Origin of the sequence: Streptomyces sp. H39-S7 (genome assembly GCF_027158205.1) — a bacterium.
Lineage (GTDB): Bacteria > Actinomycetota > Actinomycetes > Streptomycetales > Streptomycetaceae > Actinacidiphila.
The window spans coordinates 281,704-302,499 of sequence record NZ_JAPVLU010000001.1 but is presented as its reverse complement, the minus strand read 5'-3'; the positions used below and the strand labels follow the sequence as shown (position 1 = coordinate 302,499).

General features: G+C 70.2%; 18 protein-coding genes and 1 tRNA gene. 8 read left to right on the top strand and 11 right to left on the bottom strand.

What is annotated here, in order from left to right; genetic code table 11:
* Positions 1 to 42: 42 nt before the first annotated feature.
* The 6 genes from O3X23_RS01485 to O3X23_RS01460 all read left to right on the top strand — a co-directional run bounded on the left by O3X23_RS01485 (position 43) and on the right by O3X23_RS01460 (position 4,950).
* Complete coding sequence (locus tag O3X23_RS01485; RefSeq protein WP_269269147.1) at positions 43 to 756, top strand: class E sortase; 714 nt, start codon at positions 43 to 45, stop codon at positions 754 to 756.
* Between the two features lie 82 nt (positions 757 to 838).
* The gene (locus tag O3X23_RS01480; protein ID WP_269269146.1) at positions 839 to 1,033 is read left to right on the top strand and encodes a hypothetical protein; all 195 of its coding nucleotides are present in this window, start codon (positions 839 to 841) and stop codon (positions 1,031 to 1,033) included.
* A complete protein-coding gene (locus O3X23_RS01475) occupies positions 1,030 to 1,668 on the top strand; it encodes an aminodeoxychorismate/anthranilate synthase component II (protein WP_269269145.1) in 639 nt (212 codons plus the stop codon). The genes O3X23_RS01480 and O3X23_RS01475 overlap by 4 nt, the downstream gene beginning before the upstream one ends.
* A gap of 209 nt (positions 1,669 to 1,877) precedes the next feature.
* Entirely contained in the window at positions 1,878 to 3,164 is a 1,287-nt protein-coding gene (locus O3X23_RS01470; protein ID WP_443047671.1) for a class E sortase, read from the top strand.
* A 45-nt stretch (positions 3,165 to 3,209) separates the two neighbouring features.
* Positions 3,210 to 3,902 carry a class E sortase gene (locus O3X23_RS01465; RefSeq protein ID WP_269269143.1) on the top strand — a complete coding sequence of 231 codons (693 nt, stop codon included), beginning with the start codon at positions 3,210 to 3,212 and terminating at the stop codon, positions 3,900 to 3,902.
* A gap of 85 nt (positions 3,903 to 3,987) precedes the next feature.
* Positions 3,988 to 4,950 carry a BRO-N domain-containing protein gene (locus O3X23_RS01460; RefSeq protein ID WP_269269142.1) on the top strand — a complete coding sequence of 321 codons (963 nt, stop codon included), beginning with the start codon at positions 3,988 to 3,990 and terminating at the stop codon, positions 4,948 to 4,950.
* A 167-nt stretch (positions 4,951 to 5,117) separates the two neighbouring features.
* On the opposite strand, the gene pknB is transcribed toward O3X23_RS01460, so the two are convergent.
* The 6 genes from pknB to O3X23_RS01430 all read right to left on the bottom strand — a co-directional run bounded on the left by pknB (position 5,118) and on the right by O3X23_RS01430 (position 13,111).
* Positions 5,118 to 7,088, bottom strand: coding sequence for a Stk1 family PASTA domain-containing Ser/Thr kinase (pknB, locus tag O3X23_RS01455; RefSeq protein ID WP_269269141.1), 1,971 nt, complete (start codon positions 7,086 to 7,088; stop codon positions 5,118 to 5,120).
* A 178-nt stretch (positions 7,089 to 7,266) separates the two neighbouring features.
* Positions 7,267 to 8,730: a peptidoglycan D,D-transpeptidase FtsI family protein gene (locus tag O3X23_RS01450; RefSeq protein ID WP_269269140.1), complete on the bottom strand. Its 1,464-nt coding sequence runs from the start codon at positions 8,728 to 8,730 to the stop codon at positions 7,267 to 7,269.
* Positions 8,727 to 10,127 carry an FtsW/RodA/SpoVE family cell cycle protein gene (locus tag O3X23_RS01445; RefSeq protein ID WP_269269139.1) on the bottom strand — a complete coding sequence of 467 codons (1,401 nt, stop codon included), beginning with the start codon at positions 10,125 to 10,127 and terminating at the stop codon, positions 8,727 to 8,729. The genes O3X23_RS01450 and O3X23_RS01445 overlap by 4 nt, the downstream gene beginning before the upstream one ends.
* A 22-nt stretch (positions 10,128 to 10,149) precedes the next feature.
* Positions 10,150 to 11,661: a PP2C family protein-serine/threonine phosphatase gene (locus O3X23_RS01440; RefSeq protein WP_443047670.1), complete on the bottom strand. Its 1,512-nt coding sequence runs from the start codon at positions 11,659 to 11,661 to the stop codon at positions 10,150 to 10,152.
* Between the two features lie 60 nt (positions 11,662 to 11,721).
* Complete coding sequence (locus O3X23_RS01435) at positions 11,722 to 12,237, bottom strand: FHA domain-containing protein FhaB/FipA (RefSeq protein WP_269269137.1); 516 nt, start codon at positions 12,235 to 12,237, stop codon at positions 11,722 to 11,724.
* Between the two features lie 10 nt (positions 12,238 to 12,247).
* Positions 12,248 to 13,111: an FhaA domain-containing protein gene (locus O3X23_RS01430; protein ID WP_269269136.1), complete on the bottom strand. Its 864-nt coding sequence runs from the start codon at positions 13,109 to 13,111 to the stop codon at positions 12,248 to 12,250.
* Between the two features lie 424 nt (positions 13,112 to 13,535).
* Between O3X23_RS01430 and O3X23_RS01425 the strand changes: the two genes are divergently transcribed.
* Together O3X23_RS01425 and O3X23_RS01420 are read left to right on the top strand one after the other, a co-directional pair.
* Positions 13,536 to 13,618, top strand: a tRNA-Leu gene (locus O3X23_RS01425).
* A 249-nt stretch (positions 13,619 to 13,867) separates the two neighbouring features.
* Entirely contained in the window at positions 13,868 to 15,451 is a 1,584-nt protein-coding gene (locus O3X23_RS01420) for an FG-GAP repeat domain-containing protein (protein ID WP_269269135.1), read from the top strand.
* Between the two features lie 81 nt (positions 15,452 to 15,532).
* Here O3X23_RS01420 and O3X23_RS01415 read toward each other — a convergent pair whose 3' ends face one another.
* The 5 genes from O3X23_RS01415 to O3X23_RS01395 form a co-directional block, all read right to left on the bottom strand.
* The gene (locus O3X23_RS01415) at positions 15,533 to 16,309 is read right to left on the bottom strand and encodes a crotonase/enoyl-CoA hydratase family protein (protein ID WP_269269134.1); all 777 of its coding nucleotides are present in this window, start codon (positions 16,307 to 16,309) and stop codon (positions 15,533 to 15,535) included.
* Positions 16,306 to 17,940, bottom strand: a complete 1,635-nt coding sequence (locus tag O3X23_RS01410) for an acyl-CoA dehydrogenase family protein (RefSeq protein WP_269269133.1) — start codon at positions 17,938 to 17,940, stop codon at positions 16,306 to 16,308. The genes O3X23_RS01415 and O3X23_RS01410 overlap by 4 nt, the downstream gene beginning before the upstream one ends.
* Positions 17,924 to 18,535, bottom strand: coding sequence for a TetR/AcrR family transcriptional regulator (locus O3X23_RS01405; protein ID WP_269269132.1), 612 nt, complete (start codon positions 18,533 to 18,535; stop codon positions 17,924 to 17,926). The genes O3X23_RS01410 and O3X23_RS01405 overlap by 17 nt, the downstream gene beginning before the upstream one ends.
* A 57-nt stretch (positions 18,536 to 18,592) precedes the next feature.
* Positions 18,593 to 19,351 carry an aquaporin gene (locus tag O3X23_RS01400; RefSeq protein ID WP_269269131.1) on the bottom strand — a complete coding sequence of 253 codons (759 nt, stop codon included), beginning with the start codon at positions 19,349 to 19,351 and terminating at the stop codon, positions 18,593 to 18,595.
* A 92-nt stretch (positions 19,352 to 19,443) separates the two neighbouring features.
* A complete protein-coding gene (locus O3X23_RS01395) occupies positions 19,444 to 20,790 on the bottom strand; it encodes a carotenoid oxygenase family protein (RefSeq protein ID WP_269269130.1) in 1,347 nt (448 codons plus the stop codon).
* Between the last annotated feature and the right edge of the window lie 6 nt (positions 20,791 to 20,796).

The following is a 20,796-nucleotide window of genomic DNA, read 5'->3' as shown; positions in this document are numbered from 1 at the left end:
CGGCCGCGTGACCGGCTGCGGGGCGAGGGGGCAGGGGCGCCGATGACGATCCGGCTGGTCGTGCGGACGCTGAGCGAACTGTGCGTCACGGCCGGTGCGTTGATCGTGCTCTTCGTCGTCTACCTCCTGTTCTGGACCGGTGTGCGCGCGGACAGCGCCATGAACGGCGAGATCGACCGGCTGCAGAACACCTGGGCCACCGGATCGCTGGCCCCCGCCCCCGCCCCGAGCGCGGCCCCGCAGGGCGGCACCCCGTCCACCGCTCCCCCCGCGCCGGCCCCCTACAAGGACGGCACGTCCTTCGCCGTCATGTACATCCCCCGGCTCGGTGCCGGCTGGCACAAGCCCGTCCTCCAGGGCACCGGCACCGGCGTGCTGAAGAAGGGGCTCGGGCACTACCCGGGCACCGCCCGCCTCGGGGCGACCGGCAACTTCTCGGTGGCCGGCCACCGGCGCACCTACGGCGACCCCTTCAAGGACTTCCCCGAGCTGCGCAAGGGCGACCGCGTCTACCTCTTCGACGGCGTGTCCTGGTACACGTACGTGCTGGACCGCGCCCCCTTCCGTACCGTCCCCACCGACACCGGCGTCATCGACCCGGTGCCGCGGGCGTCCGGCTGGACCGCGCCGGGCCGCTACCTGACGCTGACCACCTGCGATCCCGAGTGGGGCCACAGCCACCGGCTCATCGCCTGGGCGCACCTGGAGACGGTGAGCCCGGCCGAGCAGGGCGAGCCGGAGGGTTTGTCCCGGTAGCCGAACGGTTTGTCCGGGTAGGCCGACGGTCCTGCCGATCTCCCCTTACTCTGTTCCGGAGAACCGGGAAGGAAGGCACCGCATGTACGGCTGGATCTGGCGGCATCTGCCGGGCAACGTGTGGCTCAGGGCGCTGATCTCGCTCGTGCTCGCACTGGCCGTCGTCTACGTCCTGTTCCAGTACGTCTTCCCGTGGGCCGAGCCGCTGCTGCCGTTCAACGACGTGACAGTGGACAACGGAATGAACGCGACGAACGGGATGGCCTCCGTCCGATGACTGCTCGCATCCTCGTGGTGGACAACTACGACAGCTTCGTCTTCAACCTCGTCCAGTACCTCTACCAGCTCGGTGCCGAGTGCGAGGTGCTGCGCAACGACGAGGTCGAGCTCGCGCACGCGCAGGACGGCTTCGACGGGGTGCTGCTCTCCCCCGGTCCCGGCGCGCCCGAGCAGGCCGGGGTCTGCATCGACATGGTCCGGCACTGCGCGGAGACCGAGGTGCCGGTCTTCGGCGTCTGCCTGGGACTGCAGTCCATGGCCGTCGCCTACGGCGGCGTGGTCGGCCGGGCGCCCGAGCTGCTGCACGGCAAGACCTCGCTCGTGACGCACACCGGCACTGGCGTGTTCGCCGGCCTGCCGACGCCCTTCACCGCGACGCGGTACCACTCGCTCGCGGTCGAGCGGGACACCGTGCCGCCGGAGTTCGAGGTCACGGCCTGGACGGACAGCGGCATCATCATGGGCTTGCGGCACCGTGACGCGGCCGTCGAGGGCGTGCAGTTCCACCCCGAGTCGGTGCTCACCGAATGGGGCCATCTGATGCTCGCCAACTGGCTGGTGGCGTGCGGGGACGAGGGCGCCCCCGACCGTTCGACGGGACTGGCGCCCGTGGTCGGCAGGGCCGGGGTGTGACCGGGCTCCGCCCGGACGAGCCCCCGTCCTACGAGGACACGGGCCAGTTCGCGGTGGCGGTCGGACAACTCGCGGACCCGCTCAGCGACCCCCTTCCGGGCCGGACGCCGGCGCCGCCCGCGCCCGAGGTGGCGGAGACCCCTCCCGCGGCCGCACCGGCGGACGCGGACGAGGGAGTCATCGGCTCCCCCTGGTTCCGCCCGCACGACATGCCGCAGCAGGCGCCCCAGGACCCGCCGCCGGCCCCGCAGGCCACCGCGCAGGCCGCCACGTCGCCGCCCGCGTACGACGCGGCATACGACGAGGGGTACGGCGCGGGATACGCCGGCACGTACGAGGGCCGGTACGAGGGCGGATACGAGGGCGGATACGACAGCGGCTACGCCGCCGGGCCCGCTGCGCCGCCCGAACCTGAACCCGCCGTCCTGTCCGAACCCGCACCCGTGTCCGAGCCTGCCCCCGCGCCGCCGCCCCGGGTCCGGCGCAGAGGCGTGCCCGGCGAGACGGCGCAGTTCCCGGCCGTGCGCCCGGACGGAACGCCGGATGAGTCCGCCGAGACGGCCGAGACCTCGGATTCCGACGCGTCGGTCGCTGTGGGGGAGCCCACGCCCGCGGAGGTGACCGCTCCGGCGCCCGGTGGCCGTGCCGAGCGCCGTAAAGCCGCCAAGCAGGGCGTTGGGCACCGCGCCAGGGGCCGAGCGGCTTCCGGGAGCCCCGCGGGCCCCGGGGCGGCCCAGGCGGCTCCGGCTGTCCCCATGACCCGTCTGGAGGCCAGACGGGCGGAGCGGGCGGCCAAGGACAGCCCGGCGGTGATCCTCAGCCGGGTGATCGGCGAGGTGTTCATATCGGTCGGCGTCCTGATGCTGCTCTTCGTGACGTACCAGCTCTGGTGGACCAACATCCGCGCCCATCAGCAGGCCAGCGGCGCGACCAGCGCGCTGCAGAACCAGTGGGACAAGGACAAGGACAAGGGCGAGCAGAAGTCCGGCGACGACCGCGCGGCCGGTGCCTTCTCCCCCGGTCAGGGCTTTGCCATCATGTACATCCCCAAGCTGGACGTGAAGGCCCCGATCGCCGAGGGCATCTCCAAGCACAACGTGCTGGACAAGGGCATGGTCGGCCACTACACCGGTGCGTTGAAGACGGCGATGCCGTGGGACAAGCAGGGCAACTTCGCGCTCGCGGCCCACCGCAACACCCACGGAGAACCGTTCCGCTACATCAACAAGCTGGTGCCGGGCGACAAGATCGTGGTCGAGACCGAGAGCACGTTCTACACGTACGAGATGACGAGCGTGCTGCCGAGCACCTCCCCCTCGAACGTCAAGGTGATCCAGCCGATCCCGCCGGGATCCGGATTCACCAAGCCGGGCCGCTACATCACCCTCACCACGTGCACGCCGGAATTCACCAGCACGTACCGGATGATCGTCTGGGGCAAGATGGTCGAGGAACGGCCGCGCAGCCAGGGCAAGCCTGCGGCGCTGCCCGACTGACCGGCCCCGGGGCCGGCCAACGGACTGCCACAGAACGGAACAGCGGTGACGACGACCAATCGCGGCGGGCGGGGCCCGGTCGCGGCCATCATCAGTGTGATCGGTGAACTGCTGATCACCGCGGGGCTGGTGCTCGCCCTGTTCGTCGCCTACTCGCTGTGGTGGACGAACGTCATAGCCGATCGCCACGCGAAGAAGGACAGCGACAAGGTCCGTAAGGACTGGGCCGCCACCGGCCCCCGCGGCCTCGACACCAAGGACGGCATCGGCTTCCTGCACGTCCCCGCGATGGGCAGGAACTTCGAGGTCCTGGTCAAGAAGGGCACCGACACCGACACCCTCAACGCGGGCGTCGCCGGCTACTACGACCAGCCCGTCAAGTCGGCCATGCCGTGGGACAAGCAGGGCAACTTCACCCTCGCCGCCCACCGCGACGGCCACGGCGCCAAGTTCCACAACATAGACAAGCTCAAGAACGGCGATCCGGTCGTCTTCGAGGACAAGGACACCTGGTACGTCTACAAGGTCTACTCGGTCCTGGACGAGACCTCGAAGTACAACGTCGACGTCATCAACCAGATCCCGACGGAGTCCGGCAAGAAGAAGCCGGGCCGCTACATCACCCTCACGACCTGCACGCCCGTCTACACCTCGCGCTACCGCTACGTCGTCTGGGCAGAACTCACCCGCACCGAAAAAGTCGACGCGAACCGCACCCCGCCGACCGAACTGGGCTGAATGTCACCCGGAATAATGAACATCCAACAATAGGCTGGAACTTTCGATTTACCCCGTTCTACGTTCCGCCCAGGAGGTGGTTCGTATGAGCGAACACATCAAGCTGCCGGCCCCGGCGGCTCAGCAGGACGCGATCGACGTCAACGACTTTGTCTACGCGGCGACGGGGTCACGAGTGCGTCGCGTCACCATGCCGGACGGAACCCATTGGTTCCCGGCAGTCGATGTCGCGGTGAATCTGGGCTACGCAAACACACGGCAGGCGCTCAGCATGCACGTCCCCGCAACGTGCGCGACCAATGTGGGGGAACTTGCACGAACCGTCTGTGTGACAGACGGTTCCCACAAGTTCGCAGCTCACGGGCTCAAGAACCACATGAAGTTGGTGAACCTACAGGGCCTGATCCGGCTCGTGAGCGCCTGCACGAAGCCCGAGGCCGAGCCGTTCAAACAGTGGGTGGCGGAGGTTGTCGTCGCCGTCCAGCGGGATGGTTCTTACTCCCTGCAGAAGGCGGAGGTGCAGCCGGTCGCGTCCGGCACCGCGACCGTCTACGCCATGCCGACGGGCGTCGCCGATGCGATCGTCCGGCTGGAGGAGCACAACCTCCGGCTGGACGAAGCGCTGGTGGTCACCCAGCGCGAGGCTCAAGCAACCCGCCGGGACCTGGCGCGGTCGCAGGAGCGGATGGCGGGTGCCCTGGACCGGATCGGTGACACGCTGGACGCCATGCTGGCCCGGCAGGTATCGACTGCTCCGACCCCGGCCCCCGTGGCCGAGCCGCCCCGGGTCACGGCGGAGTCCGTCCTTGCGGAGTGGAAAGAACGGCTGTCCGTGACGGAGGACGTCTGGGCGGTGGCCGTCACGATCGCTCCCGTGCTGGCTGAGCACGGGGAGATCCGGCAGTCGCTGGAGACCATCGCGGCACGGACCGGCCTGACGACCCATCGGGTCAACGAGTGCCTGCGGTTCATGCGCAAGCACGCCTGCATCCGTTCGATCGGCGGGACCCCCGAGGGGTCACCGGTCTACGCGCTGAACCGGCAGTAGTCAGAACGAAGGGGGCCGTCGCAAACAGAAGTTGCGGCGGCCCCCGGCAGGCAGACTACAGACCCTCTCCGGCTGTTTGTGAGAGGTTCGGCGCTGTGTCACACGAAGGGGCCACGGACGTCGTGTCCGTGGCCCCTTCGTTGTGGTCGTGCTGCCGGGTGCCGGCGTCAGTTGCCGAACAGGCCGCCGTTGTTGTCGCCTGTTCCACCGGTGGTGAAGAGCTGGACGTTGCCGCCCTGCTGGACGGGCTGGTTCGGCTGCGGGTTGGATCCGGCGACGACGGCGTCATCCTTCTTGGAGCCGATGACCTGGACGTGCAGGCCCATGCCCTCCAGTTGGGCCTTGGCGTCCTTGAGGTTCTTGCCGATCAGGTCGCCGGGGATGGTCTGGTTCTGCTGCTGCGGAGCCTTGGCGATGAACAGGGTGACCGTCTGGCCGGGCTGGGCCGTGCTGCCGCCCGCCGGGTCCTGCCGGAGGATGGAGCCCGCCGGCTTGTCCGCCGACTCCTCCTCCTGGGTCCGCGCCTTGAGGCCCTGGGCGACGAGCGTCTGCTTGGCCTGGTCGACCGGCATCTGCGTGACGTCCTTGACCGTGATCTCCTCGGGCTTCTTGGCCACGGTCAGCGTGATGACCGTGTCCTTCGGCTTGAGGGTGCCGCCCCTCGGGTCCTGCTTGAGGACCGTGCCGTCGTCCTTGGTGTTCGACGTCTCGGTCTCCTGCTTGACCTGGAAGCCCTTCTCCTCAAGGGTCTTCTTCGCGTCCTCGAACTTGTCGTTGACGACGTCCGGGACGGCGATCGGGGCCACGCCCTTGGAGATGGAGACCGTGATCGTCTTGTCGGCCGCGAGCGCCTCGTTGGCCTTCGGCAGCTGGTCGCAGATCATGTTCGCCGGCTGACCCTCGCAGAACTTGGTCTCGCCCTTGACGACCTTGATGGACGGGTCGACGTTGACGGCCGAGCTCTGGGCGTCGGCGAGGGTCTTTCCGACGAGGTTCGGGGCCGTGAGGGTGTCCGGTGCGTCATTGCCGTCGAACACCGCCCGGCCGAGGAAGATCGCGCCGACCAGGACGAGGATGCCGGCCAGGACCAGCAGCACCGTGGAGGTGTGGTTCTTCTTCTGCCGGCGGCGGTCGGGGCGGTCGTCGTAGCCGTAGCTGCCGTCGTCGTCGCGGACCGGGGGGAGCATGGAGGTCGCGGGGTTCTGCGCGGGCATCGCCGTGGTGGCGGCTCCGTCCCCGTAGCCGCCGCCGTACCCGCCGTGGCCGACGGAGCCCATGGCGGCGGTCGCCGCGATGGGCTGGCCGTCGAGGTACGACTCGATGTCCGCGCGCATCTCGTCGGCGGACTGGTACCGGTAGTCGGGCTCCTTGGTCAGCGCCTTGAGGACGATGGCGTCCATCTCGGGCGTGATCTCGGGGTCGAAGTTCGACGGGGGCTGCGGGTCCTCGCGCACGTGCTGGTACGCCACCGCCACCGGGGAGTCGCCGACGAACGGCGGCCGCACGGTCAGCAGCTCGTACAGCAGGCAGCCGGCCGAGTAGAGGTCGGAGCGGGCGTCGACCTGCTCCCCCTTGGCCTGCTCGGGGGAGAGGTACTGGGCCGTGCCGATGACCGCGGAGGTCTGCGTCATGGTCATGCCGGAGTCGCCCATGGCGCGGGCGATGCCGAAGTCCATGACCTTGACCTGGCCGTTGCGCGTGAGCATCACGTTCGCGGGCTTGATGTCGCGGTGCACGATGCCGGCGCGGTGCGAGTACTCCAGGGCCTGGAGGATGCCGACGGTCATCTCCAGCGAGCGCTCGGGCAGCAGCTTGCGCCCGGAGTGCAGCAGTTCGCGGAGGGTGGAGCCGTCGACGTACTCCATGACGATGTACGGGATGGAGATACCGTCGACGTAGTCCTCGCCGGTGTCGTACACGGCGACGATCGACGGGTGGTTCAGGGAGGCGGCCGACTGGGCCTCACGGCGGAACCGGGCCTGGAAGGACGGGTCGCGGGCGAGATCCACCCGGAGCGTCTTCACAGCGACGGAGCGGCCGAGCCGGGTGTCGTGGGCGAGGTACACCTCGGCCATGCCACCGCGGCCGAGCACCGAACCCAGCTCGTACCGGCCGCCGAGGCGACGCGGCTCTTCCATAGCTCTTGCCCTTCCCTTAACCGTGCCCTGTGGATGCTCGGGCATACGGTACCCGGCACGCTCGATGGATCCGGGACGTGACCGGGTCCCGATATCCCACCGGTATCGCCTGGAACGGCGATGGGGTGGTTATGGGGTGGAAACAGCCCGGTGGGTGACGTGTGTCACGCGACCCACGTCACTTGTTCAGTACGGCCTCCATGACCTTCTTGGCGATCGGCGCGGCGAGGCCGCCACCGGAGATGTCGCCACGGGAGGCGTCGGAGTCCTCCACGACGACGGCGACGGCGACCGGGGAGCCGTCGGCGGCCTTGGCGTAGGAGATGAACCAGGCGTACGGGTTCTTGCTGTTGGCGACACCGTTCTGCGCGGTGCCGGTCTTGCCGCCGACGGTGACGCCGTCGATCTGCGCGTTGGTGCCGGTGCCTTCCTTGACCACGGTCTCCATCATCTGCTGGAGCTTCTGGGCGTTGGCCGGGCTGAGCGGCTGCGAGTACTCCTCGGGCTTCGTCTGCTCGATCACGTTGAGGTTCGGCGCCTGCAGCTTGTCCACCATGTACGGCTGCATCAGCTTGCCGTCGTTGGCGATGGCGGCGGCGACCATGGCCATCTGCAGGGGGGTGGCGGCGGTGTTGTACTGGCCGATCGCGGAGAGAGCGTTGGACGGCGCGTCCATCTCCTTGGAGTAGACGCTCGCGTCGGCGCGGACCGGCGTCATGATCTCCTTGTTGAAGCCGAACTTCTCGGCCTGCTCGCGCATCTTGTCCTTGCCGAGAACGTCACCCATGTGACCGAAGACCGTGTTGCACGACACCTTGAGAGCCACCCGCAGCGAGGCGTTCTTGCAGGGCAGGTCGCCCTCGTTCTCCAGGAACTTCGAGCTCAGCGGCAGCTTCCAGGGGAGTGGCGAGTCGGTCGGCGCGTCGATGTCGGTGACCTTGCTGTTCTCCAGCGCCGCGGCCGCGGTGACGACCTTGAAGGTCGAGCCGGGCGGGTAGACCTGGCGCAGCGCCCGGTTGAGCATCGGCTCGTCGGGGTTGTTGGCCTTCTGGAGGGCCAGCCAGTTCTTCTGGTCGGTCTTCGTGGAGGAGCCGGCGAAGGACGACGGGTCGTACGAGGGCGTGCTGGCCAGGGCCAGGATCGCGCCGGTACGGGGGTCGAGCGCGGCGACCGCGCCCTTCTTCTTGCCGAGGCCGGTGAACGCGGCGAGCTGCGCCTTGGCGTTCAGGGTCGTGATGACCTTGCCGCCCTGCTTCTCCTTGCCGGTCAGCATGTCGATGGTGCGGTTGAAGAAGAGCCGGTCGTCGTTGCCGGTGAGGAACTTGTCGTAGACGCCTTCGAGGAACGTCGTCTGGTACGCCTGGGAGGCGTAGCCGGTGACGGGGGCCCACATGGGGCCGTCCTTGAAGGTCGCCTTGTACTTGAAGTCGCTGCCGGGCGTCTCGACGCTGCCGGTGAGCGACTTGCCGTCGACGATGATGTCGCCCCGCGGCTGGGCGAACTGGTTGATGCTCACCCGCCGGTTGTGCTTGTCGTTCGCGAGGGTGTCCCCCTGGACGAACTGCACGTAGTTGACGCGGAGCAGCAGAGCGAGGACGAGCAGGCCGCAGAAGACTGCGACCCGTCGCAGGGGCTTGTTCACTGGGTGCGCACCACCTGGGTCGGTTCGGCATCGGTTGACGGAGCGGGGCTGGGTGCCGGGCGTCGCGCGGTGTCGCTGATACGGAGCAGGATGGCGACGAGCGCCCAGTTCGCGATGACGGACGAACCGCCCTGCGCGAGGAACGGCAGCGTCATGCCGGTGAGCGGGATGAGTCCGGTGACACCGCCGGCGACCACGAAGACCTGGAGTGCGAAGGCGCCGGCCAGGCCGACGGCGAGCAGCTTGCCGAACGGGTCGCGGGCGGCGAGGGCGGTGCGCAGGCCGCGTTCGATGAGCAGGCCGTAGAGCACGACGATCGCCATCACCCCGGCCAGGCCGAGCTCCTCGCCGATGGTGGCGAGGATGTAGTCGCTCTTGGGGGCGATGCCGCCGATGAGGCGGGAGTAGCCCTGGCCGAGGCCGGAGCCGAACATCCCGCCGGAGCCGAAGGAGTACATGGCCTGGGCGGTCTCGGTGACGCCGCCGTTGGAGGCGAGGTCGAGGGGGTGCAGCCAGTTGTCGACGCGGACCTTCACGTGGCTCTCGAAGGTGGCGACGGCGACGGCTCCGCCCGCGCTGAGCAGCAGGCCGAAGACGATCCAGCTGGTGCGCTCGGTGGCGACGTACAGCATGATCACGAAGAGGCCGAAGAAGAGCAGCGAGGTGCCCAGGTCGGTCTCGAAGACCAGGATGACCAGGCTGAGGGCCCACAGGACCAGGATCGGCCCCAGGTCGCGCCCGCGCGGCAGGTACAGCCCCATGAAGCGGCGGCTGGCCAGCGCGAGCGCGTCCCGTTTCACCATCAGATAGCCCGCGAAGAACACGGTGATGATGATTTTCGCGAACTCGGCGGGCTGGAGTGATCCGATACCGGGCAGCGTGACCCAGATGCGGGCGCCGAAGCGCGGTGGGAAGAAGATCGGGGCGATCAGCAGCACCAGCGCCACGACCATGGAGATGTACGTGTAGCGCTGGAGGATGCGGTGGTCCTTGAGGATGACCAGGACCCCGACGAAGAGCGCGACGCCCAGCGCGGACCACATCAGCTGCTTCGGGGCCATGGCGCCGCCGAGGCGCGCCGTGGTGATCGACGGCTCCAGGTCGAGCCGCCAGATCAGGACCAGCCCCATGCCGTTGAGCAGCGTCGCGATCGGCAGCATCAGCGGGTCGGCGTACGGCGCGAACTTCCGCACGATGATGTGCGCGATCCCCGCGAGCAGGCCGAGGCCGAGGCCGTAGGCGAGCAGCCCTGCGGGGAGGGAGCCGTCCTTGGCCAGGCCGACGTTGGCGTACGCGAAGACCGGGATCAGAACGGCGAAGACGAGCAGTGCGAGCTCGGTGTTGCGCCGGCTGGGAGCGCCGACGGAAGAGATGGTGCTGGTGTGGCTGGCACTCATGAAGAGCTGCCCCCTCCTCGTACTACTGCTGGGCGCCGCACTGCGGAGCCAGCTTCTGTTCGTCGGGTGAGAGGGTGGGGCCAGGGGTCGGGACGGTGCCGGTCGGCTTGTTCAACTTGTCCTGTGCCGCCTTCGCGGCGGCCTTGGCCTTCGCGGCGTTGGTCTTGCTCGCTTCGACCTTCTTGCAGACTTCGGCCTGCTTGGCCAGATCGTCGGCCTTGTCGGTGGCCTGGCTGAGACTGCTCAGCGCGATCGTGGCCTCGACCTGGTCGCGCTGGTAGGCCGGCAGGTACTTGAGTTCGATCTCGGGGCGGTCCTGCTTGACCTTCGACAGGTCGATCCACGCCAGCTTCTGGTCGATGCCCTGGTAGACGGCGACGTGCTGGCCGTTGGCGCCGACGTAGTACTGGGTCTGCGTCCAGCGGTAGCCGGCGTACAGGCCGCCGCCGAGGACGCCGAGGACGACGACCAGGATCACCGAGCGCTTGAGCCACTTGCGCTTCCTGACCGGCTTGTCCAGATCCGCGTCGTCGAACGACCCGAAGGAGCCCAGCGGCCCCGGGCCGGCCGACCCCAGGTCACCGCTGCCGGGCGGGCCGAAGGAGCCCGCGGGCCCCGTCTGCTGCGTCTGCTGCTGGGACTGGGGGTTGCGGCCCAGCTCCGACGCGCGGCCGGCCGGGGTCTGCAGGTGCCGCGGGTCGGAGAGCGGCAGCTGGCTGTCGGCGACGGCGCCCACCACGACGGGGGTGTCGTTCAGCTGTCCGGCCAGCGTGTCGCTGTCGTCAACGTCCAGGACGTCGGCGACGATGCAGGTGATGTTGTCGGGGCCGCCACCGCGCAGCGCGAGCTGGATGAGCTCCTGCACGGTCTCGTTGGGTGCCTGGTACCCCGCGAGGGTGTCCTCGAGGGTCTGGTGGCTGACGACGCCCGACAGCCCGTCGGAGCAGATCAGATACCGGTCGCCGACCCGCACCTCGCGGATCGACAGGTCGGGCTCCACGTGCTCGCCACTGCCCAACGCGCGCATCAGCAAGGAGCGTTGCGGGTGGGTGGTGGCCTCCTCCTCGGTGATCCGGCCCTCGTCGACGAGCCGCTGCACCCAGGTGTGGTCCTGCGTGATCTGCGTAAGCAGACCGTCGCGGAGCAGGTAGGCGCGGGAGTCGCCGACATGGACGAGGCCCAGCCGCTGCCCGGTCCACAGCAGCGCGGTGAGCGTGGTGCCCATGCCCTCCAGCTGCGGATCTTCCTCGACCATGACGCGCAGCTGGTCGTTGGCGCGCCGGACGGCGGTGCCCAGCGAGGTCAGGATGTCGGAACCGGGAATGTCGTCGTCGAGCGTGACGATGGTGGAGATCACCTCGGACGAGGCGACCTCACCGGCCGCCTGGCCGCCCATGCCGTCGGCGATCGCGAGCAGGCGCGGGCCGGCATAGCCGGAGTCCTCGTTGCCCTCCCGGATCATGCCCTTGTGCGAACCGGCGGCGAAACGCAGGCTCAGAGTCATGCGCACCTCGCCCGTCGGCTCCGGGTACATCCGCACGCTGCCCACCCTCTCGCTCGCTGGCTGTGCTCCCTGGGCTCGCCCATTGTGCGACTACTTCCGCAGCTCGATGACGGTCTTCCCGATGCGGATCGGCGCGCCGATCGGCACCGGGGTCGGCGTGGTGAGCCGATTCCGGTCCAGATAGGTGCCGTTGGTGGATCCGAGGTCCTCGACGATCCACTGACCGTCCCGGTCCGGGTAGATCCTGGCATGCCGACTGGACGCGTAGTCGTCGTCGAGCACGATTGTTGAGTCGTGCGCCCGGCCGAGCGTGATGGTCTGGCCCTGCAACGCGACCGTGGTGCCCGTCAGCGAGCCCTCGGAGACGACCAGCTTGGTCGGGGCACCTCGGCGCTGTCGGTTGTTCTGCGGCTGTTGCCGCTGGTTCTGCGCCTGTTGTTGGCGCTGCTGCGGCGGGCGGGACGGGTCTGCCCCGCGCCGTGCCGCGCGCTGGGTCACCCGGGTCCCGAACAGGTCACTTCTGATGACCTGTACCGCGACGATGACGAACAGCCACAGTACGGCGAGGAAACCCAACCGCATGACCGTCAGGGTCAGCTCTGACATTGCCCCCGCTTCACCCTTCGGCTTGCCGGTACACGATGGTGGTGCTCCCGACGACGATGCGAGAGCCGTCGCGGAGCGTAGCGCGCTGGGTGTGCTGCCCGTCCACCACAATGCCGTTTGTTGATCCGAGGTCCTGGACCACGGAAGGCGATCCGACCCTGATTTCGCAGTGCCGGCGCGAGACGCCGGGGTCGTCGACCCTGACATCCGCCTCGGTGCTCCGGCCGAGAACGAGCGTCGGCCGGGAGATCTGGTGCCGGTTGCCGTTGATCTCGATCCAGCGCCGCACCGCGCCGCCGGCCGGACCGCCGGAGGGCGATCCCGCACCGGGCAGCCGCGTCACGGGCGCCGGTCCGCCGGCCCGACCGCCCGGAGGCGCTCCCGCCGGCATCGGAGGCGGCCCCGAGGGGCGGTACGGCGCCGCGGCGCGCGGCGGCTCGTACTGCTGCTTGGGCTGGGGCGCCGGTTGCTGCTGGTGGGGTTGCGGCTGCTGGGACTCGCTGGAGGCGAGCGTGCGGCTGCGCACCCGGTACAGGCCGGTGTCGAGGTCGTCGGCCTTCTCCAGGTGGACCTTGATGCCGCCCATGAAGGTGTACCGCTGCTGCTTGGCGTAGTCCTTCACCATGCCGGCCAGTTCCTCGCCGAGCTGCACGGAGTACGGACTGAGCCGTTCGAAATCGGGCGTGCTCAGCTCGACGATGAAGTCGTTGGGCACCACAGTGCGGTCGCGGTTCCAGATCGTGGCGTTGTTGTCGCACTCACGCTGGAGCGCGCCCGCGATCTCGACCGGCTGGACCTCGCTCTTGAACACCTTGGCGAAGGTGCCGTTCACAAAGCCCTCGAGACGCTGCTCGAAGCGCTTCATTACTCCCATGGGGCACCTCCCTCCTCGGGCTCTTCCGATACTGCTTACTGATCGTATCCACGCGCCGGGAAAACGGCTGGTTCCCCGATCCCGTAGGACGGGGCAGTGTCAACCCTCACACGGTCCACTCGGATGGTAGATGCGGCTCCTGTCCAGTGTCCCGCAACCGGAGGCGCGGCCGTACAGCGCGGTGCTGTCGGGTGAACCCTGCCCGGTGGGGGCCGGGGTACACAGCGCGGACGGGCCCGGGACGCGTCGGGGTGGCGGACCCCGCGCCGGACCGCGTCCGCCCCGGTGCCGGGCCCGGGGGCGGGCGGAAACGGGTGTGATTCCACCCCTGCCGCCGTGCTAATCTTCTCGAGTCGGAAGGCGCTCCCGCACTGTCCGGACCAAGGTCCGGAAGGTGAAGGAGCATCGATCGGCGCCACTTATTGCGCGAGTGGCGGAACGGCAGACGCGCTGGCTTCAGGTGCCAGTGTCCTTCGGGACGTGGGGGTTCAAATCCCCCCTCGCGCACAGAGCAGTACCGGTGAACGGCCCCTCCGAGGTGACGAAAGTCGCCCTGGAGGGGCCGTTTTTCGTTGGCCGCCCCTTGACGGGGCTCCACCCCTCCGCGTGATGCGCGTCACTCCCCAGGGGCCTCATCCGCCTCCCCGGAACTCCGTTGGCGTTGTCCGACCCCCCGCGTAGATTCATCGCCGGTGTCGTCACCGACGATCACCGAACGATCACCGGCGCCTCGCGCCGGATCCCGAGGGGGGATTCATGACCGTGATCCACCGAAGGCTGCGCGGACGGCTGCGCGCCGCGGCCGTCGTGCCCGCCGCCGCGCTGCTCGCCGCCGCGGCGGCCGTGACACCGGCAGCAGCCCAGGACGCAGCACCGGTACCCGCACCGGGCGGGCTCGCCACGACGCCGGCCCCGAAGGGCGGGGGTGACGCCTGCGGGGCGACCGCTCCGTACGGCTGGATCGGCAACACCGGCGTCACCTTTTTGGCGACATCGAACGGTAAGCCGTTGGTCTCGTACAGCACCGAGTTCCTCGTCCAGCCGAGCGACGGGTCGGCGCCGTACGACTACACGCAATCCGGGTACGGCGGGGGTCAGCGCCGGCTGCAGCTTCCGGCCGCCGACTTCACCGACGGGGTGACGTACACCTGGCGCGTGCGGGAGACGGCCTCGGACGGTACGGCCTCCGACTGGTCGGCGGACTGCCACTTCATCGCCGACCACACGCCGCCGGCCGCCCCGGTCGTGAAGTCCAGGGTCTTCCCGCCTTCCGGCTCCACGACTCCGGCGCCGCCCGTCCGCACCACGGGTGCCTTCACCTTCAAGGTCTCGGGGCCGGCGGCGGCCGACGCCGTGCGGTTCGAGTACGCGCTGGACCGGGATCTCGCCGTCACGGGCAACGCATCCGTTCCGGTCGGCCCCGACGGCACCGCGAGGGTGAAACTGACCCCCACGCAGTGGGGGACCAACTGGGTCAGCGTCCAGACGGTGGACCGGGCGGGCAACGTCTCGACACCGGTGCGGTACGAGTTCTACGTGTCGTCCGCCACCGAGCAGGACCACGCCGGCGACCTGAACGGTGACGCCCACCCCGACCTGCTGGCCATCGGCGGGGACGGGAAGCTGTATGTCCTGTACGGGAAGGGCGACGGCACGCTGAAGAAGGCGGTGACGTACGCCGGGACCGGCAGCGACTGGGCCCCGGGGGCCGTGGTGCGCAACGGGGACATCAACTACGACGGCTACCAGGACCTGCTCCGCGTCAACTCCACCGGCTATGTGACGGGGTACGGCAACAACGGGTTGGGCGACTTCGGGCAGTCCTCACCGCGGACGGGCCGGTGGACGCGGGCCGGCGGCACGAGCTGGACGGTCGCCCGGCAGATCCTGCACGGCGGCGGCGACGGGGATCTGCTCAGCGTCGAGAACGGGCAGCTGATCCGTTGGGAGGCGAACTTCGGCGGGATGACGCCCGTCGTGCTGGCCACCGGCCTGGAGCACCGCACGGTCGTCACCCCCGGCGACGTGACGGGTGACGGTATCGCCGACGTCCTGTTCCGCGACGACGTCTCGGGCCTGCTCACCCTGGCGGCGGCCAACGCCGACGGGACGCTCGCCGACCCTTCGGCCTGGACCGCGTACGGCTCGGGTTTCACGGCCGCGGCCTACCCGCGGATCCTCAGCGCCGGGGACGCCGACGGCGACGGCGTCGCGGACCTCTACGCCGCCGACAAGCGCGGTGTGCTGAAGTTCTTCGCCGGACGCGAGGGCGGCGGCTTCGCGCCCGCGACAGGGGCGCACGGCGATCTGGACTGGACGGCCGTGGTGTCGGCCGACTGACCGCGATATGCGTCGGAACGTCTCCGGACAACCGTCTGCCGCGCACCTCGGGGGGCGCGGCAGACGCGTTTTCCGGGTGGGTCAGATGGTGGTGGAGTCGCCGTGGCGGCCGAGGCCGGAGGTGAAGCGGCGGGCGCCTTCGGTGATCCCGGTGAGGGCGGGGGTGGCGTTGTGGAGTTCCTGGCGGAGGGCTTCGGGTTCGGAGAGGCCTGCCTGGGTGCGGGTGGAGTGGCGGTCGGCGCGCATGCACGCGGCCGGGTAGCGGGCGATGTCGGCGGCGAGCTCGCGGGCGGCGCGGAGGGCTTCACCGGGGGGTACCAGGCGGTTGACGAGGCCCATGGCGTGGGCCTCGGCGGCGGGTACCGGGCGGCCCGTCAGGATGAGGTCCATCGCCCGGCTCTCGCCGATGAGGCGGGGCAGCCGTACGGTGCCGCCGTCGATGAGCGGAACGCCCCAGCGGCGGCAGAGGACGCCCAGGACGGCGTCCTCCTCGGCGACCCGCAGGTCGCACCAGAGGGCGAGTTCCAGTCCGCCCGCGACGGCGTGGCCGCTGATCGCGGCGATGACGGGTTTGGACAGCTGCAGCCGGGTGGGCCCCATCGGTCCGTCACCGTCGGCGGAGACCCGGTTGCCGCGGTCGGTGCCGACGGCCTTGAGGTCCGCCCCGGCGCAGAAGGTGCCGCCCCGGCCCCACAGGACGGCGACAGCCGCGTCGGGGTCGGCGTCGAACTCCCGGAAGGCGGCGGCGAGGGCGGCGGCGGTGGGGCCGTCCACGGCGTTGCGTGCCTCGGGACGGTTCAGGACGACGGTGGTGACGGGGCCCTCGCGTTCGACGTCGACCGTGTTCGGGGTGGTCATACGAGGTGGCGGGCGCGGTCGATGAGGGGCGCGGTGCCGGTGCCGGCGGGCAGGGTGCCGAAGGCGCGGCCGTGGTCGCCGCCGAGCCGGGAGGCGCAGAACGCGTCGGCCGCCGGGCTGCCGTACCGGACGAGCAGCGAGCCCTGCAGGACCAGCGCCATCGACTCCACGATGCGGCGGGCGCGGAATTCGAGGTCGGTGGGGTCGCCGAGCTCCTTCCTGAGCCCGGCGACGGACGCGTCCAGCCGCCGGTCGGCGCCCGCCGCCAGGTCGATCTCCGCGAAGAACGCCTCGACGGAGTCGGGCTGACGGGCCATCGCGCGCAGCGCGTCGAGCGCGGAGACGTTGCCCGAGCCTTCCCAGATCGACATCAGCGGCGCCTCGCGGTAGAGGCGTGGCATGCCCGACTCCTCGATGTAGCCGTTGCCGCCGAGGCATTCGAGGGCTTCCGCGGCGTGCACGGGGCCGCGTTTGCACACCCAGTACTTGGTGACGGCCAGCGCCAGGCGCCGGAAGGACTCCTCGGCGGCGTCACCGCGCGCCGCGCGGTCGGTGGCGCCGGCCAGCCGGAACGCGACGGTGGTGGCGGCCTCGGACTCGACGGCGAGGTCCGACAGGACGTTGCGCATCAGCGGCTGGTCGATGAGCGGGGCGCCGAACGCCGCGCGGTGGGCGGTGTGGTGCACGGCCCGGATCAGCCCGGCCCGCATACCGGTGGCGGCGCCCAGGACGCAGTCCAGGCGCGTCAGGTTGACCATGTCGATGATGGTCCTGACCCCGCGGCCCTCCTCACCGACGAGATACCCGAGGGCGCCCTCGTACTCGATCTCGGCGGAGGCGTTGGAGCGGTTGCCGAGCTTGTCCTTGAGGCGCTGCAGGTGGATGCGGTTGCGTGTGCCGTCGGGGAGGACACGCGGCAGCAGGAAGCAGGAGAGGCCGCCGGGAGCCTGGGCGAGGGTCAGGAAGAGGTCCGACATGGGCGCGGACGTGAACCACTTGTGGCCGGTCAGCGCGTACGTGCCCGCCTCGCCGCCGGCCGGGACGGCCCGGGTGGTGTTGGTGCGGACGTCGGAGCCGCCCTGCTTCTCGGTCATCGACATACCGGCGATGAGGCCGCGCTTGCCGGCCGGGGCGCGGAGTCCGAAGTCGTACTCGCGGGCGGCGAGCAGCGGCTCGTACGCGTCGGCGAGCGCGGGGTTGGCGCGCAGGGCCGGGATGGCGGCGTAGGTCATGGAGATCGGGCAGATGTGGCCGGGTTCGACCTGGCCCCACACGTAGAGCTTCGCGGCGCGGGCCACGTGGGCGCCGGGCCGGTCGTCGCGCCAGGGGGCCGCGTGCAGGCCGTTGCTGACGGCGGTGTCCATCAGCTCGTGCCAGGCGGGGTGGAACTCGACCTCGTCGACGCGGTTGCCGAACCGGTCGTGGGTGCGCAGCACCGGTTCGTTCTCGTTGGCCAACCGGCCCAGTTCCTGGGAGTGTTCCGTGCCGGCGAGCGTTCCCAGGGCGTGCAGCGAGTCCTCGGACCAGCCGGCGCCCTGGCGGTGCAGACCCTCGATGAGGGCGGGGTCGGCGGCGACGTCGTGGCCGGTCAGGGGCGGTGCTTGGTTGGTGACCTCATGAGTCTGCGGCATTGCGTCCTCCCAGAGCGCGTAGGGCGAAGGAGACGAGGGCGGGGATCAGGTCGTCGGGTGCGCCGCCGTCCGCGAGGGGCCCGACGAGGGCTTCTCCGACGGCCCCCACCAGGGCGGCGGCGGTGAGGTTGGGGTCCTGGACCGGCAGCCGCCCGGAAGCGACGCCGGCGGCGATCTGTTCCGCGATCACATCGCGGAACGCGCGGCGGAAGACGAGACGTTCGGCGTCGACGGCGGCGTCGACCGGCTCGGCGAGCAGGGCGTAGGCCAGCCGCGGGGACTTCAGCGCCCGCCCGGCGAAGGTCTCCACGACGGCGGCGACCCGGTCGTGCAGGTCGGCGGGACGGCGGGCGGCGGCCCTGACGGCCTCGACCTCCCGGCCGCAGACCAACCGGAACAGCTCCGCGACGAGCTCGGCCTTACTGGGGAAGGAGCGGTAGACGCTGCCCGCCGCGATCCCGGCCCGTTCGGCGACCGCGGCCACCGAGCAGGCGGCGTACCCGCGTTCGGCGAGCAGTTCCACCGCTCCTTGGAGCACGGCGTCGCGCTGGGCGTCGAGGCGCGCCTGGATGGTGGGGGTTCTGCGGTAGGGCATACGTAGAAGTGAAGCAGTGGTTCAGAGCTTCAACAAGGGGTCTTCAGCAAGGGGTCTTCAAGAAGGCTTCCTCGCGGGGAAGAGCGCGGTGGCCGCGGCCAGTCCGAGGACGGTGCCGGTGAGCTGGGCGGCGATGAAGCCGGGCAGCGAGCCGGGGGCGATGCCGGTGAACGTGTCGCTGAAGGAGCGGCCGACGGTCGCGGCGGGGTTGGCGAACGAGCCGGAGGGGGTGAACCAGCAGGCGGCGCCGATGTAGGTGGCGACGGCGGCGGGGGCCGACCGCGCGCGGCCGCTGCGGACGAGGCCGGTGACGATCAGGACGAGTCCGGTGGTGGCGACGGTCTCGCCCAGCAGCAGATGTCCGGCCGACAGGTCGTGGGTGGACCAGCTGATCAGCGGGTGGTCGAACATGGCGTTCGCGAGCATCGATCCGGCGATGGCGCCGATGGTCTGCGCGCCGGCGTACAGGGCCACGGTTCGGACGCCGTACGCGGACGGGCCACCGCGGGCGGTCCACCAGTCGGCGAGGGTGACCACCGGGTTGAGCTGCGCGCCGGAGACCGGGGCGAGGAGGGTGATCAGTACCCACAGCCCCAGGGCGGTGGCCAGCGCATTGGCCAGCAGTTGCACCCCGACGTCCTGGCTGAGGCGGGTGGCCTGGATTCCGGAGCCGACCACGACGGTGACGAGAGCGGCGGTGCCGATCAGTTCCGCGGCGGCTCTCCTGAGCGGCGCGACCGGTGGCACGAAACCCTGTTCCGGGGCGGGGGCTGCCCGCGGGGCGGCTTCCCGCGGCTGCGCGGCCTGTGTCTGCATAGCCAGATTCTGCTGGCTGTTTCGGAATACTGTTTCCGTATCTTGGAAACGAGATGCGTTCGGTATCGCGGGGGTCCGGTTTCACCGGCCACTCACTGGTCGGGGAGCCAGTTGCCGTGGAATCCATAGGGCACCCGCTGGGGCAGATGGACGGTCGCGACCGGTGGGGCCGCTAGGTGCTCCGCGTCCAGGACGACCAGGTCGCTGGTGCCGGTGCCCGCGTCGTGGACGTAGGTGAGCAGCCAGCCGGGGCCGCCCGCGAGGTCGTCGGCCGGAGCGAAGGCGGCTTCGCCGGGGGTGCGGCCGGGCGCGAACTCATGGCTGGTGACGCCACCGGTCCGCAGGTCGTAGCGGAGCAGGGCGCCGGCCACCGGTCCGCGTCCCAGGCCCTCGGCGGTGGTGACGTGGCCGAAGCGGGCGGACTGTCCGGCCAGCCGGTCGTCGATCCGGGGGAATTCGCACGGCCGGTCGTCGAGCTGCTCCTCGGCGACGGTGCCCGTCGCCAGGTCCAGCGTCCAGCGCCACAAAGTGGCGGGTTGGTGGGCCAGGTCCGGTGCGTAGTGGTGCGGATAGCGGGTGACGTGCAGGACGATCCGTTCGCCGTCGCCCTCGTCGTACGCGTTGAGGCCGTGGAAGACGTAGCAGGGGTCGATCGGCAGCCATTGCACGGCGCCGTACGGGTCATCGCGCCGCAGAACGCCGAGCCGGGCGCCGTACGCCGGGTCCCACTGGTACGGCATGCCGCCGCCGGGGCGCATGGCCTCCTGGAGGTTGAAGACGACCGGCAGGTCCATGAACACCACGTGCGAGGCGGTGAGATGGAAGTCGTGCATCATCGTGTGCGCCGGTACGTCCACCGGGCGGCTGACGACCAGTTCGCCGGAGGCGTCGGCCCGGTGGTAGGTGAGGTACGGCGCGGTGAGCCCGCCGTATCCGAAGAAGTGCAGCTCCCCGGTGACCGGGCAGGTCTTGGGGTGGGCGGTCATCGGGGTGTCGAGCCGGCCGCCGAAGTCGTGCGGGCCCACTGTCTCCAGCTCATGGCCGGGGCGGCAGTCGATCTCGTAGGGGAACGACGCCTCGACGAGGGCGAGGGTGCGGCCCGCGTGCCGGACGATGTGGGTGTTGGCGGGGCCGGCGGTGAGATCCAGGTTGCCCTGGTCGTCGTAGATCCGGGCGCCGTGGGTGAAGGTCGAGGTGCGGACCCAGCGGTTGCGGTACGAGGTGGCGCGGCCACCCTCCAGGCGGACGCCGTGCACCATCCCGGCGCCGAAGAACCAGTGCGGGGAGGCCGCGTCCTGCGGGTTGGGGCCGTTGCGCAGGTACCAGCCGGTCAGCTCGGGCGGGATCGCGCCGGTGACCGGCAGGTCGTGGGCGGTGAGCTCCTCCGCGACCGGGGCGAAGTTGCCCGACAGGTGCGGGGCGGCGGACTGCTGGGTCATGCGGGG

Excerpts from the sequence above, each read along its gene's own strand:
- O3X23_RS01435 (WP_269269137.1), bottom strand. The coding sequence starts at position 12,237 with ATGTCAGAGCTGACCCTGACGGTCATGCGGTTGGGTTTCCTCGCCGTA.
- O3X23_RS01445 (WP_269269139.1), bottom strand. The coding sequence starts at position 10,127 with ATGAGTGCCAGCCACACCAGCACCATCTCTTCCGTCGGCGCTCCCAGC.
- O3X23_RS01440 (WP_443047670.1), bottom strand. The coding sequence starts at position 11,661 with ATGTACCCGGAGCCGACGGGCGAGGTGCGCATGACTCTGAGCCTGCGT.
- O3X23_RS01395 (WP_269269130.1), bottom strand. The coding sequence starts at position 20,790 with ATGACCCAGCAGTCCGCCGCCCCGCACCTGTCGGGCAACTTCGCCCCG.
- O3X23_RS01460 (WP_269269142.1), top strand. The coding sequence starts at position 3,988 with ATGAGCGAACACATCAAGCTGCCGGCCCCGGCGGCTCAGCAGGACGCG.
- O3X23_RS01420 (WP_269269135.1), top strand. The coding sequence starts at position 13,868 with ATGACCGTGATCCACCGAAGGCTGCGCGGACGGCTGCGCGCCGCGGCC.
- O3X23_RS01430 (WP_269269136.1), bottom strand. The coding sequence starts at position 13,111 with ATGGGAGTAATGAAGCGCTTCGAGCAGCGTCTCGAGGGCTTTGTGAAC.
- O3X23_RS01480 (WP_269269146.1), top strand. The coding sequence starts at position 839 with ATGTACGGCTGGATCTGGCGGCATCTGCCGGGCAACGTGTGGCTCAGG.
- O3X23_RS01410 (WP_269269133.1), bottom strand. The coding sequence starts at position 17,940 with ATGCCGCAGACTCATGAGGTCACCAACCAAGCACCGCCCCTGACCGGC.
- O3X23_RS01415 (WP_269269134.1), bottom strand. The coding sequence starts at position 16,309 with ATGACCACCCCGAACACGGTCGACGTCGAACGCGAGGGCCCCGTCACC.
- pknB (WP_269269141.1), bottom strand. The coding sequence starts at position 7,088 with ATGGAAGAGCCGCGTCGCCTCGGCGGCCGGTACGAGCTGGGTTCGGTG.
- O3X23_RS01470 (WP_443047671.1), top strand. The coding sequence starts at position 1,878 with ATGCCGCAGCAGGCGCCCCAGGACCCGCCGCCGGCCCCGCAGGCCACC.
- O3X23_RS01485 (WP_269269147.1), top strand. The coding sequence starts at position 43 with ATGACGATCCGGCTGGTCGTGCGGACGCTGAGCGAACTGTGCGTCACG.
- O3X23_RS01405 (WP_269269132.1), bottom strand. The coding sequence starts at position 18,535 with ATGCCCTACCGCAGAACCCCCACCATCCAGGCGCGCCTCGACGCCCAG.
- O3X23_RS01400 (WP_269269131.1), bottom strand. The coding sequence starts at position 19,351 with ATGCAGACACAGGCCGCGCAGCCGCGGGAAGCCGCCCCGCGGGCAGCC.
- O3X23_RS01475 (WP_269269145.1), top strand. The coding sequence starts at position 1,030 with ATGACTGCTCGCATCCTCGTGGTGGACAACTACGACAGCTTCGTCTTC.